At 67.2% G+C, this 12,188-nt stretch carries 10 protein-coding genes and 1 pseudogene; 2 read left to right on the top strand and 9 right to left on the bottom strand.

The features are described from left to right. Positions 1 to 22 precede the first annotated feature (22 nt). Positions 23 to 538 (top strand): dihydrofolate reductase, encoded by a 516-nt coding sequence (locus tag RCF34_RS21665; RefSeq protein WP_308710039.1) that lies wholly within the window; start codon positions 23 to 25, stop codon positions 536 to 538. 121 nt (positions 539 to 659) lie between these two features. Then, the gene (locus tag RCF34_RS21670; RefSeq protein ID WP_308710040.1) at positions 660 to 1,565 is read left to right on the top strand and encodes a hypothetical protein; all 906 of its coding nucleotides are present in this window, start codon (positions 660 to 662) and stop codon (positions 1,563 to 1,565) included. Between the two features lie 126 nt (positions 1,566 to 1,691). Here the strand turns inward: RCF34_RS21670 and RCF34_RS21675 are convergent, their stop codons facing one another. The 9 genes and pseudogenes from RCF34_RS21675 to proW all read right to left on the bottom strand — a co-directional run bounded on the left by RCF34_RS21675 (position 1,692) and on the right by proW (position 12,176). Further along, positions 1,692 to 2,129 carry a hypothetical protein gene (locus RCF34_RS21675; protein ID WP_308710041.1) on the bottom strand — a complete coding sequence of 146 codons (438 nt, stop codon included), beginning with the start codon at positions 2,127 to 2,129 and terminating at the stop codon, positions 1,692 to 1,694. Between the two features lie 181 nt (positions 2,130 to 2,310). After that, positions 2,311 to 3,318 (bottom strand): nucleoid-associated protein YejK, encoded by a 1,008-nt coding sequence (gene yejK / locus RCF34_RS21680; RefSeq protein ID WP_286733243.1) that lies wholly within the window; start codon positions 3,316 to 3,318, stop codon positions 2,311 to 2,313. A gap of 77 nt (positions 3,319 to 3,395) precedes the next feature. Then, entirely contained in the window at positions 3,396 to 4,274 is an 879-nt protein-coding gene (locus tag RCF34_RS21685) for a GntR family transcriptional regulator (RefSeq protein WP_308710042.1), read from the bottom strand. A 90-nt stretch (positions 4,275 to 4,364) separates the two neighbouring features. Then, complete coding sequence (locus RCF34_RS21690) at positions 4,365 to 5,819, bottom strand: amino acid permease (RefSeq protein ID WP_308710043.1); 1,455 nt, start codon at positions 5,817 to 5,819, stop codon at positions 4,365 to 4,367. 365 nt (positions 5,820 to 6,184) lie between these two features. Beyond that, positions 6,185 to 7,675, bottom strand: a complete 1,491-nt coding sequence (locus RCF34_RS21695) for an aldehyde dehydrogenase (RefSeq protein WP_308710044.1) — start codon at positions 7,673 to 7,675, stop codon at positions 6,185 to 6,187. Positions 7,676 to 7,677: 2 nt separating this feature from the next. Further along, complete coding sequence (locus RCF34_RS21700) at positions 7,678 to 8,580, bottom strand: dihydrodipicolinate synthase family protein (protein WP_308710045.1); 903 nt, start codon at positions 8,578 to 8,580, stop codon at positions 7,678 to 7,680. A 46-nt stretch (positions 8,581 to 8,626) separates the two neighbouring features. Continuing rightward, complete coding sequence (locus RCF34_RS21705; protein ID WP_308710046.1) at positions 8,627 to 9,943, bottom strand: FAD-binding oxidoreductase; 1,317 nt, start codon at positions 9,941 to 9,943, stop codon at positions 8,627 to 8,629. A 205-nt stretch (positions 9,944 to 10,148) separates the two neighbouring features. Then, complete coding sequence (gene proX, locus RCF34_RS21710; RefSeq protein WP_308710047.1) at positions 10,149 to 11,174, bottom strand: glycine betaine/L-proline ABC transporter substrate-binding protein ProX; 1,026 nt, start codon at positions 11,172 to 11,174, stop codon at positions 10,149 to 10,151. 46 nt (positions 11,175 to 11,220) lie between these two features. Continuing rightward, a pseudogene (gene proW, locus RCF34_RS21715) lies at positions 11,221 to 12,176 on the bottom strand (glycine betaine/L-proline ABC transporter permease ProW). Between the last annotated feature and the right edge of the window lie 12 nt (positions 12,177 to 12,188).

Consider the following 12,188-nt stretch of genomic DNA (forward strand, 5'->3'; position numbering starts at 1 on the left):
GCCTCTGTTATGCTCTGTCACCATGAAAACCTCTCTTCCCCTGAGCCTGATCGTCGCCGTGGCCGACAACGGCGTCATCGGCATCGACAATCGGCTCCCCTGGCACCTGCCGGCGGAGCTCAAATATTTCAAGGCCGTGACCCTCGGCAAGCCGCTGGTCATGGGTCGCAAGACCTGGGATTCCCTGGGCCGCCCGTTGCCGGGCCGGCTGAATCTGGTGGTCTCCCGTCAGACTGATCTGGTGGCCGAAGGTGCCGAGGTGCGGACGTCGCTGGCCGCTGCCGTCGAGCGCGCCGAGGCCTGGGCGCGGGACCGTGAGGCCAGCGAGATCATGCTGATCGGTGGCGCCCAGCTGTTCGCCGAAGCCCTGCCGGTGGCCCAGCGCCTCTACCTGACCCGCGTCGCCCTGGCGCCGGCCGGGGATGTGTTCTTTCCCGACTGGCACGAGGCCGAGTGGGAACTCGTCTCGCGCCAGCAGCACGCGGCCGAAGCAGACCGTCCGGCCTACGCCTGCGAGGTCTGGGAGCGCCGGGCCTAGGGTCGGTCGCGACGCCTGCATTCTCCTGCCGCTTTCCTCCGGCGCTAAGCAAAGCCTAAGGCTGCCCTGGCATAAAGGACGCTGAGGCGAGCCGCCCGGGCGGCCGGAGGGTGCAGACGTGATGGCGATCGACAGCCAGATGCAGACGACGACGGCAGGGACTCAGCCTGCCCGTCCAGGCGCGACAGGCAACCAGACAACTTCCACGGCCGACAGCGGCCAGGCTGGCGAGGCGTCCGGTGGCAGCGCCGTCGCCGTGGACCTGTCGCCCGCCGCCCAGTTGATCGCCGGCCTGCTGCCGGGGCAGTCGAGTGGCAATGCCGATCTCGACGGCTTCATGCAGATCCTCCAGCAGCAGATCCGCAGCCAGGGCACCGACGCCGCCGTGCTCGGCGAACTGCCCCAGGGCGCCAGTGCCGACCGCGTGCAATTGGCCAAGCAGGCGGCCAATCACCTGCTGGTGAGCTATTACCAGGACGACAGTCGCTATGCCGACGCCTCCACCCAGGATCCCTTCGCCAATCTGGACAGCGACAGCCTGACGCGTATCGCCAGCGACGATTCCGGCACCTTTACTTCGGCTGAACGTCAGCTGGCCTATTTCGAAGGGGTGCAGCGCGGCACCGATGGCGCCAACGTGGCCTTTTCCGGGCTCTCCCCGCAGGCTCAGGGAGCCGCTTCCTGGAACTGGGCACCCGCCGCCACGGAAGACGCCGGCATCCTCGGTACGCTGAATCCCGGCATGCCGGATTGGCAACCCAATCAGTTGAGCAGCCACCTCATCGACGGCCTGAGCCCCGGCGGCGTGGCGACCGCTGCCGCTCAAGAAGCCGCTCAATTGTCGGCGCCGACCTTCAACGTCACCACCGGGGCGGATGGCGCACCCCAATGGACGACGCAACCGGCGGACGGGCAGGACGCCGAAGCGAGCACCGCGCTGGATGGCAGTATTCTCACCCAGATGACCGGCGCGACGGCGGCGCCTTCGCTGTCGCTCTATCGTCAGATCGCCGCCTACGGCGGTTGAGGTCAGGCAGTCCCGAGGTCCGACCCTGCCTGTTGGGCTTCGACGATGGAGCCGTCTCAACCCAACCTACGCGGTCGGTAGGTTGGGTTGAGCGCAGCGAAGCCCAACGCTCCCAGCAACCAGTGTTCAGATCGCCCGCAGCTTCTTCGCCGGCAGGTAGTCGCGGTGGACGCGCTCTTCCACCAGGTACAGCCAGCAGGGGCCTTCCACCTGGGGGAAGAGGCGCACTTCCTGGATGCTGCTGGGCTTGATCGCACCATTGCCCAGCTGCACGGCCACCTCCTGCCCCAGGCGGAAGCGCGGGACCACGCCGGCGTCCACCACGCTCTGCTCGGCCTTGGTCGCCGGACGGCCCAGGTATTCGCCCAGGTCCACCGGACCGGAGGGGCCTTCGGCGACGGTGTCCACATGGAAGCTGTAGGCGGTGGCCAGGCCTTCGTCACCACCGTGGATCTCGCCCTGCTTGATGCGCGACACGGCCTGGTCGAGGGCGGCGTCGAGCGTCAGTTCGTTGTTCGATTGCAGGGTGATGACGATGCGGCGTTCGAAGGGGTACTGGCTCATGGTTTCGACTTTTTCGGCAGATAAGGAAAAGAAGGGACATCTTGTGCCCCCTTTGGCCGGCCGCTGTCCAGCCGGGGGCGCCCGATCGGTGATCGCGTTTGCAACCCCAGGTGTCCAGCGGCCCGGCGGTCACTAGGGCTTGGGTGAAAAGTGCCTGCGCTCGGCGACTTTTCGGACAAGCCTAGTCCTTGCGCCGCTTGAGCTGGTCTTTCAGCTGGGTCGGCACCTCGCGAATGATCAGCAGATCCTGACCCTCGTCGTATTCGATGCGCGAACCCAGCAGGTGCGCCTCGAAGCTGATCGACAGGCCTTCGGCGCGACCGGTGAAGCGGCGGAATTGGTTGAGGGTGCGCTTGTCCGCCGGGATCTCCGGCGCCAGACCGTAGTCCTTGTTGCGGATGTAGTCGTAGAAGGCACGCGGCGCTTCGTCGTCCATCAGTTCGGAGAGGGCATCCAGGGCCATGGGCTCGCCGCGCTTGGCCTGGCTGCTGGCGTAGTCCACCAGGGTGTCGGTCTTTTCCTTGGCGGCCTCTTCCGGCAGGTCCTCGCTCTCCACGTAGTCGCTGAAGGCCTTGAGCAGGGTGCGGGTCTCGCCCTTGGCGTCGACGCCTTCCTGGCAGCCGATGAAGTCGCGGAAGTAATCCGAGACCTTCTTGCCGCCCTTGCCGCGGATAAAGGAGATGTACTGGCGCGACTGCTTGTTGTTGCGCCACTCCGAGAGGTTGATCCGCGCGGCCAGGTGCAGCTGGCCCAGGTCCAGGTGCTTGGCCGGCGCCACTTCCAGACTCTCGGTGACGGTCACCCCCTCGCTGTGGTGCAGCAGGGCGATGCTCAGGTAGTCGGTCATGCCCTGCTGGTACTGGGCGAACAGCACATGGCCGCCGGTGGAGAGGTTGCTGCTCTCCATCAGCCCCTTGAGGTGCTCCACCGCCTGGCGACTAAAGGCGACGAAATCCTGTTCGCCTTCCAGGTAGGCATGGAGCCAGCCGCTGAAGGGATAGGCGCCGGATTCCTCGTGGAACAGGCCCCAGGCCTTGTTCGGCTTGGCGTTGTAGCTGTCGTTGAGATCGGCCAGCAGATTCTCGATGGCCTGGGAGTCGGCCAGTTCGGCGTCCCGCGCGTGCAGGGTCGCGGGCTGGCCGTCGGGCTTCTTGTCGATCAGATGGACGATGGCGTGACGGATCGGCATGGCGGACTCGGGTAACGGGAAAGTCCGCCAGTCTAACGCTCCCGCGCCCTGGCGGGCAGGCCCTTGGCGCCGCAGGCTCAGCGCGCGGCCGTTGCCTGCTTTTCCTGCAGCGCGTTGCCGAGGTGGCGGGTCATGAAGACCGCGGCGTCTTCACGGCGATCCTCCAGCAGCAGATCGATCAGCTCGAGGTGCTCCTGGCAGCGGCGCTGGGCCTGCTCGCGATCCACGGACTTCTGGTATTCGATCAAGCGACGCAGGCGATTGAGCCGGCGCAGCGCATCGAGGATGAAGGCGTTGCCCGAGCAGCGGGCGATGGTCTCGTGCAGGCGGGTGTTGGCGTCGAAGATCTCCGCGGGCGAGGCCTCGAACACCCGGCCCTTGGCCAGGAGCTCCTGCTCGTCGCGGCAGCGGCGCAATTCGCCGGCATCCAGGGTGAAGCCGGCCTCGCGGATGCCGGCCGGTTCCAGCAGCAGGCGAAAGCGGTAGCTCTGGGCATAGGCGTCGGGCGAGGTGAGGCCTTCGACGAAACTCCAGCCATAGCCTGGCAGGCGCTCGGCCCAGCCTTCCTGAACGATGCGCCTCAGGATGTCGGCCAGTTGTCCGCGGGTGACCTGGTAGCGGCGGATCAGCTCGTTTTCCGTGACCTTCAGCGGCAACTCGCCTTCGATGCGATCGCGGGCGATGGTCAGGTACAGGCGTTCGCTGGCGGACACCTCTTCGCGCGCCTGGGGCGTGGCGTCCAGGGCCGCGGCGGCCACGGCGAAACCGCCCTCGGGATGCCGCGCCAGCAGGCTCTGGTCGGCCATCTGCTGCAGGGCGCTGCGCACCGGCGAGCGCGACACCCGCAGGCGCTCGGCCAGGGTACGCTCGGGCAGCCGGGTGCCCACCGCCAGCTGGTGCGAGGCGATGTAGGTGAGGATGTCGGGAATCAGTTGGGAGGCGAGGGTGTTGCCCATGGCAGCGCTGGCGAGTCGACCGGAAGGTCCGGGATGCTAGCACGGGACCCGCCGGGCGCAGCCGGCACGGCGGGTTTCGCGGGTGGTCGTTCAGTCGCCGCTCGGGCTGACGTCCATGTCCTTGAGCTTCACCAGCCGGCTGCGGTGCTTGCAGCGGTAGCCCAGCCAGACGGCGAGGAACAGCGGCAGGCTGATGTAGGTGGCGGCCAGGCCCAGCCAGTCGACGCCCTTGGGACCGAACAGGGCGGCATAGTTCTGCCCCAGCGTGATCACCAGGCAGAGGGCGAAGGCCAGCAGCGGCCCGAAGGGAAACAGCTTGGCGCGATAGGGCAGGTCTTCCAGGCGGCGACCCTGGGCCAGGTAGCCCTGGCGGAAGCGATAGTGGGACACGGCGATGCCCAGCCAGGCGATGAAACCACACATGCCCGAGGTGTTGAGCAGCCAGCCATAGAGCGCCTTGTCGCCCACCAGGGAGGTGAAGAAGCACAGGGCCCCCACCGCGGTGGTGGCGAACAGGGCGTTGCGCGGCACGCCACTGCGCGAGACGCGGGCGAACAGGCGCGGCGCCTTGCCCTGCTCGGCCAGGCTGTGCAGCATCCGGGTCGAGGCATACATGCCCGAGGTGCCGGCGGAGAGCACCGCCGAGAGGATCACGGCGTTCATCAGGCTGGCGGCGAAGGCCAGGCCGGCGCGCTCGAACAGCAGGGTGAAGGGCGAGACGGAGACGTCGGTGGCATCGTTCTGCAAGAGGCGCGGATCGGTGTAGGGGATCAGCATGCCGATGACGAAGATCGCCAGCACATAGAACATCAGGATGCGCCAGAACACCTGGCGGATGGCGATGGGCACGTTCTTGCGCGGATCTTCCGATTCGCCGGCGGCGATGCCGATCAACTCGGTGCCCTGGAAGGAGAAGCCGGCGATCATGGCCACCCCGACCATGGCCTGCAGACCACCGACGAAGGGCGCCTCGCCCTGGGTGAACACCGCAAGACCCGGCGGCTCGATGCCGCTGAAGATGCCGAGAATGGCCGCCAGGCCCAGGCCGATGAAGACCACCACGGTGGCCACCTTGATCAGCGCGAACCAGAATTCGCTCTCGCCGAAGCCACGCACCGACACCGCGTTGAGCAGGAACATCAGCGCGAGGAACAGCGCGCTCCAGATCAGCCCCGGCACCTCGGGAAACCAGAAGCCCATCACGAGTTGCGCCGCCACCAGTTCGGCGGCGATGGTCACCGCCCAGTTGTACCAGTAGTTCCAGCCCAGGGCGAAGCCGAAGCCGTCTTCGACGAAGCGACTGCCATAGATGGAGAAGGAGCCCGACACCGGCTGGTAGGCGGCCATCTCGCCGAGGCTGGTCATGAGGAAATAGACCATCAGACCGATCAGCGCATAGGCCGCCAGGGCGCCGCCCGGGCCGGCGGTGGCCACGGTGGCGCCGGAGGCGACGAACAGGCCGGTGCCGATGGAACCGCCGATGGCGATCATGTTGAGGTGACGGGGCTTGAGCCGGCGCTGCAGACGCGGAGAGGCGGTGGACATGGGGTTTCCAGCTGGCAGTTGAAGGGGCCGGACGTTGGCTCTGGCGGCCATTCGCGGTCATGGGTCGCAAGGCGGTGCATGCATCGCCCTGCCGCCACCTGCGCGGGCAGGCGGCAAAAAAGCGGCGAAGCTTAGCAGGCTAAGGGCGCCAGGTGGGATGGCGGTCGTCGGTGCGCGAGCGGACCCGCCCGTCCTCGCTATGGGGCGGCGACGCCCGGCGAGCGCTAGCCAACGTGACCGGCGCAGTCGCGAACGGCGAACCGCCGCCACGTGATCAGCCAAGGTACTGACGTCGAGCGCGGCCAGGCAGGGAGGGCGGTCCGCTGCCCTGCGGCAGCGGACCGGGTAGCGTGTTTAACCCGAGATCAAGACGCGTCGATCCAGATGGTCTTGATCTCGGTGTACTGGTCGTGGGCCCAGAGCGACTTGTCGCGCCCGCCGAAACCCGACTCCTTGTAGCCGCCGAAGGGGGTGGAGGCATCGCCTTCGCCGAAGCAGTTGACAGTGACGATGCCGGCGCGGATGCCCCGCGCCAGCTTGATGGCGTTGCGCAGATTGCCGGTGTAGGCCGAGGCGGCCAGACCGTACGCGGTATCGTTGGCCAGCTGCAGGGCTTCGTCGATCGTGTCGAAGGGGGTCACGCTCAGCACCGGGCCGAAGATCTCTTCGCGGAACAGGCGGCTGTCACGGTCCACGCCGTCGACGATGGTCGGCTCGACGTAGACGCCGTCGCGGGTCGCGCCACCGGTCACCACCTTGAGCTGCTGCTCGCTGGCGTGTTCCAGGTAGGAACGCACCTTGTCGAAGTGCGCCTTGCTGACCATCGAGCCCAGGCGGTTTTCCGGGTCCAGCGGGTCGCCCAGCTGCCAGTCCTGCAGGTGCACCTGGACGCGCTCCAGCAAGGCGTCCTTGATCTCGCGATGGACGATCAGTCGCGACGACGCCGAGCAGTTCTCGCCCATGTTCCAGAAGGCGCCGTTGACCACGTGCTGGGCGACCTGGTCGAGATCCTCGACATCGTTCATCACTACCGCGGGGTTCTTGCCGCCCAGTTCCAGCACGATGCGCTTGAGGTTGGATTCGGCGGCGTACTTGAGGAACAGCCGACCGGTGTCGGTGGAGCCGGTGAAGCTGACCGCGGCGATATCCGGATGCCGGCCGATGGGTTCGCCGGCCTCCTTGCCGCCGCCGGGCACGACATTAAACACACCGGCCGGCACCCCGGCCTGGTGGGCCAGCTCGGCCACGCGCAGGGCGCTCAGGGTGGTCTCCTTGGCCGGCTTGACCACGATGGAGCAGCCGGCAGCCAGCGACGGACCGATCTTCCAGGCCAGCATCAGCAGCGGGAAGTTCCACGGCAGCACCAGACCCACCACGCCGATGGGCTCGCGTACCACCATGGCCATGGCGCCGGCGCCGGTAGGGGCGGTGGCGTCGTAGATCTTGTCGATCAGCTCGGCGTGCCAGCGCAGGGTGTTGATGGTCTCCGGCACGTCGATGGTCTGGCACTCGCGCACCGGCTTGCCGCTGTCGAGGCTCTCGACCACCGCCAGTTCATGGGCATGTTCTTCCAGCAGCGCAGCGAATTTCTGCAGCACGGCCTTGCGCGCGGAGGGGTGCAGACCGCTCCAGCGACCATCTTCGAAAGCGGTCTTGGCGGCGGCTACGGCGACGTCCACATCGGCGGCGCCACAGGCGGCCACCCGCGCCAGTTCGGCACCGGTGGCGGGGTTGGTGGTGACGAAGGTCTGGCCGCTCCGGGCGGCGACGAAGGCGCCGTCGATGAAGGCCTGGTTGCGCAGCTCGACGGTGGCGGCGAGGTCGGCGTAGGCGGCTTGGCTCAAGAGATCGGTCATGGTCAGGCTCCCTGGACGATATGGGCGACGTTGTTCTTCAGCGCGGTGATCACCTGCGCCAGTTCGGCTTGCTCGGCTGCGGTCATGCCCTTGAGCGGGGCGCGCACGCCGCCGTTGGGCAGGCCGGCGAGTTCGCAGCCGTACTTGATCGACTGCACGAACTTGCCGCCTTCGAGGTAATCCATCAGCGGCAGCATGGCTGCCATGATCCGGCGCCCCTTGGCGAAGTCCTGTTCCAGCACGCAGGCCTGGTAGAGTGCCACGTGCTCGCGCGGCACGAAGTTGGAGCCGGCGCAGACCCAGCTGCGCGCGCCCCAGGCGAAGAATTCCAGGGCCTGGTCGTCCCAGCCGCAGGAAAGCTGGAGGTCCGGGCGCTTCACTGCGTGGCGGTGCAGGGCGGCCATGTCGCCGCTGCTTTCCTTGATCGACTGGACGTTGCGGCAGCCGGCGATGGCGGCGTAGAAGTCCTCGCCCATGGCCATGTTCATCCGCCCCGGATAGTTGTAGAGCATGATCGGCAGGTCGGCGGCGCGATCCACCGTCAGCACGTGCTCGGCGATCTCCTGCTGGGTCGGCAGGGCATAGGGCGGGGTGCCGACCAGGATGGCGTCGGCGCCGTGCTGGCGGGCCGCCTGGGCGAACACCACCGAATCCTCGGTGCGGATGGCGCCGGTGCCGATCACCAGTGGCAGGCGCTGGCCCACCACGTCGCAGGCCTGGGCGATCAGCGTCAGGCGCTCTACGCCGCTGTGGGCGTAGTACTCGCCGGTGGAGCCGCCGACCACGATGCCGTGCACCTTTGACTCGATCAGGTATTCCAGGACCTGGGCGAAACCGGCCTGGTCGATGGCGCCGTCCGCCTTGAGCGGGGTGATGGCCGGGGTATAGATGCCGTCGAAGTTCATGGGTGGAGCCTCCAGAGGTTGCACGGATGTCAGCGGGGAGCCGCCGTCAGCTTTCGCAGCCGGCGCGGTACTGCCCCCACAAGAGGTTGAAGTTGACGCCGGCCGAGAGGAACGGCTGTGGCGGATTGGCGTTGGGGCCGGGCCCGGCCAGCAGGAAATCGATGAGTTCGTCGCGTTCGCCGGCCAGCCAGTCGGCCAGCAGCTTGCCGGTGGCGGTGCCGCGGGTGACGCCCAGGCCATTGCAGCCCAGGGCGCCATAGACGTTGGGCGCCAGCTGGCCGAAGAAGCCGTTGTGGTTGCGGGTCATGGCCAGGGCGCCGCCCCAGGTGTAGTCGAAGGTCACCTGCGGCAGCATCGGGAAGCGGCGGGCGAAGGAGGCCTGGTGCCGCTGCAGCACTCGCTGCAGATGCTTGGGATTGCTGCGCCCGTCGGGGTTGAAGCTGAAGCTGTTGCGGATCAGCAGGCGCTGATCGGGGGTACGCCGCACCGTGGTGCCGAACGGGTCGGCGGGGATGGCGCCCCAGTAGGGCCTGCCGCCCAGCAGCGCCTGCTCGTCGGGCGTCAACGGCCGTGTGAGACTGCCGTAGGTGAAGATCGGCAGCATGCGCCCCTGCAGGAAGCCGAAGTGCTGGCCGAAGAAATTGTTGGCCAGCACCAACTTGCCCGCGGTGATACGGCCAGCGGCATGCCGCAGCTCGGGGCGCGGGCCATAGTCCACGTCCAGGATCGGGGTGCGCTCATGGAGCGTGACATTGGCCGGTAGATTGTCGGCCAGGCCCTTGACCAGGGCGCTGGGCTGGATCAGCACCGCGCCAGGGGTGTAGAGCGCCCGCTGATAGAAGTCCGTGCCCAGGTACTCGGGCAGGGTCTCGCGTTCGATCATCTGGTAGGGCTGGTCGAGCTTGTCCAGGCCGCGCCGGTAGGCGTCGAGGACCGCCAGGCCGCGTTCCTCGACAGCGGCCTGATATTTGCCGCAGGCCTTCAACTGGCAATCGATGCCGTAGCGCTCCACCTGCTGGCGCAGAGAGGCCTGGCCGCTCAGGTTCAGCTTGAGCACGGTACGGGCGATGCGGATGTCGCCGATATAGTCCTCGGCGCCGATGTCATGGGGCAGGTCGATGGCGAAGCCGGCATTGCGGCCCGCCGGCCCCAGGCCGACCTCCTGGGCTTCCACCAGGATCACCTCGTCATCCGGGAAATTCAGCGCCAGTTGCCGTGCGGCGGCGAGCCCGGTGAACCCGGCCCCGACCACCACCCAGGGGGCCTGGCTGTGACCGCGATGGCTGGGGCGGGGCGTGCGCGGGGCACTGGTGTGGTACCAGCCGCAGCTGTTGTCGTCGGCGGGCAGGGCTTGGACTTTCATGGTGCGCAACCGTCTCTGGTGAAGCGTCTGGCCTGAACGCGAGGCGCGCAGGGCTTGCCCGCCTCCCGAGGAGGCAGGATGTCGCTTGAGGTCGTTCAGAACCGGGCCGCGGGCTCAGGCCGTTCAGGCCCGGCGGTCCGGTACGTCGTGGTGGCGCTGTGCCCGACTACTGCCCGGTCACAGCGCGCTGGCGCCGTCTAGGCGATCACTTCTGCCCAGCGGCGCGGGCGTCCGCCAGCCAGCGGTCCCACTCGGCCTGGTGCGCCTTGATCCACTCGGCCGCCTGCCGCTTGATGTCGTCCAGCGACTTCTCGCCCTGCTGCATGCGCAGGTTCTGGGCGCTCTCGTCGGCGGTCGACAGCTGTACCTCGGACAGGAACTTGAGCGCGGCCGGGTTCTTCTCGGCGAATTCCTTGTTGAGCACGGCCTTGACGTTGTCGATGGGCGCGCCCAGGTTCTTGCCCTCGAAGGTGGTGTTCACGTCGTTCTTGCCGTCGGGCAGCGAAGTGAAGGGCACCGGCAGCCAGACCACGTCACGTCCCTCGACCAGGACGTTGGAGATCCACTGGGGTACCCAGGTGTAATAGAGGATCGGCTTGCCGTCCTTGTAGCGCTGGAGGGTGTCGGCCATCAGCGCGAAATAGGAGCCGCGGTTGTTGGTGACGGTGTTGTTCAGGCCATAGGCCTTGAGCTGGTGCTCGATGATCAGCTCGCAGCCCCAGCCGGGATTGCAGCCGGTGAGATCGGCCTTGCCGTCGCCGTTGCTGTCGAACAGCTTGGCGATCTCAGGTTTCTTGAAGTCCGATACGTCCTTGATGCCGTACCGGTCGGCGGTCTTCTTGTCGATCATGAAGCCCTGCAGCACGCCCGGCATCACGTTGCCAGCCTTGACCATGGTGTCGTCGCCACCGGCCTTGTCATAGAAGGCGGCGTGCAGGTGTTCCCACATGTGTACGGTGAAGTCGGCGTCGCCATAGGACAGCGCCAGGAACAGCGCCGGATAGTCGGTTTCCTTGGGGGCCTGGACGTCATAGCCCAGCGCCTTGAGGCCGGCGATGGCAATCTCGCCGCGGAAGCGTTCTTCGGCGATGGTGGGGAAGATCGGCGTGACCTTGACTCCGGCACCGGGCTTGTCGGCGCTGGCGGCATGGGCCGCGGTGCTCAGGGCCAGGCCCAGGAGGGCGGCGGCGACGCCGGTCAGGAGCGCTTTCTTGCATGCGGAGAGATTCATGGAGTACCTGTCGTTGTGAGTTGATGTTCTTCGGTGAAAGGCAGGTTCAAGGCGTAACCGGCTGCGGCAGCACTCTTTTCTTGCCGACCAGACGCACCACCAGGCCGACCGGGCCGCTGTGGTACCAGCGCTGACCGGTCGCCAGGTGGGCGCTACGCTCGCCCATGGCCTGGGTGAAGCGATCGAGGAAGATCGCCAGTAGCACCAGGCCGATACCGCCGACGCTGGCCAGGCCCATGTCCAGACGACCGATGCCGCCGAGGACCATGAGGCCGAGGCCACCGACGGAAATCATCGAGGCCACCACCACCATCGACAGCGCCAGCATCAGGGTCTGGTTGACCCCCGCCATGATGGTCGGCGCCGCCAGCGGCAGCTGGACCTTGACCAGCATCTGCCACGGCGTGCAGCCGAAGGCGCGCGCGGCCTCGATCTTGTCTTCCGGCACCTGGCGGATGCCCAGGTTGGTCAGCCGCACCAGCGGCGCCAGCGAAAAGATGATGGTGACGATGACCCCCGGCACGTTGCCGATGCCGAACAGCATCACCACCGGCACCAGGTAGACGAAGGCCGGCAGTGTCTGCATGGCGTCCAGCAGCGGGCGGATGCACATTTCCAGGCGATTGCTGCGGGAGCTGAGGATGCCCAGCGGGATGCCGATCACCGCGCAGAACACCAGGGAGGTGAGCACCAGGGCGAGGGTGACCATGGCGTCGTTCCAGACGCCGATCAGCCCCAGGGCGGTGAGCATGGTCAGGGTCAGGATGCCGATGCGGCGACCACCGATCTGCCAGCCGAGCAGGGCGGCCAGCAGGATGAACACGGTCGTGGCACCGACATCAGCGTGGCCTGGATGCCGTCCAGGACCTGGTCCACCGGCCAGCGGATGGAGCGGAACACCTCGCGGAAGTTGTGCACCAGATAGCGCAACGCGGCTTCCACCCAGGAGCCCACCGGAACGGTGATCGTCTTGAAGGGATCGAGAATGCTGAAATCGGACATGAGCGGGGCCTC

Origin of the sequence: Pseudomonas sp. 102515 (genome assembly GCF_031085165.1) — a bacterium.
Lineage (GTDB): Bacteria > Pseudomonadota > Gammaproteobacteria > Pseudomonadales > Pseudomonadaceae > Chryseomonas.

Coding starts and splice junctions, on each gene's coding strand:
- RCF34_RS21690 (WP_308710043.1), bottom strand. CDS start 5,819: ATGTCCACCGCCTCTCCGCGTCTGCAGCGCCGGCTCAAGCCCCGTCAC.
- RCF34_RS21665 (WP_308710039.1), top strand. CDS start 23: ATGAAAACCTCTCTTCCCCTGAGCCTGATCGTCGCCGTGGCCGACAAC.
- RCF34_RS21705 (WP_308710046.1), bottom strand. CDS start 9,943: ATGAAAGTCCAAGCCCTGCCCGCCGACGACAACAGCTGCGGCTGGTAC.
- yejK (WP_286733243.1), bottom strand. CDS start 3,318: ATGCCGATCCGTCACGCCATCGTCCATCTGATCGACAAGAAGCCCGAC.
- RCF34_RS21685 (WP_308710042.1), bottom strand. CDS start 4,274: ATGGGCAACACCCTCGCCTCCCAACTGATTCCCGACATCCTCACCTAC.
- RCF34_RS21675 (WP_308710041.1), bottom strand. CDS start 2,129: ATGAGCCAGTACCCCTTCGAACGCCGCATCGTCATCACCCTGCAATCG.
- RCF34_RS21670 (WP_308710040.1), top strand. CDS start 660: ATGGCGATCGACAGCCAGATGCAGACGACGACGGCAGGGACTCAGCCT.
- proX (WP_308710047.1), bottom strand. CDS start 11,174: ATGAATCTCTCCGCATGCAAGAAAGCGCTCCTGACCGGCGTCGCCGCC.
- RCF34_RS21695 (WP_308710044.1), bottom strand. CDS start 7,675: ATGACCGATCTCTTGAGCCAAGCCGCCTACGCCGACCTCGCCGCCACC.
- RCF34_RS21700 (WP_308710045.1), bottom strand. CDS start 8,580: ATGAACTTCGACGGCATCTATACCCCGGCCATCACCCCGCTCAAGGCG.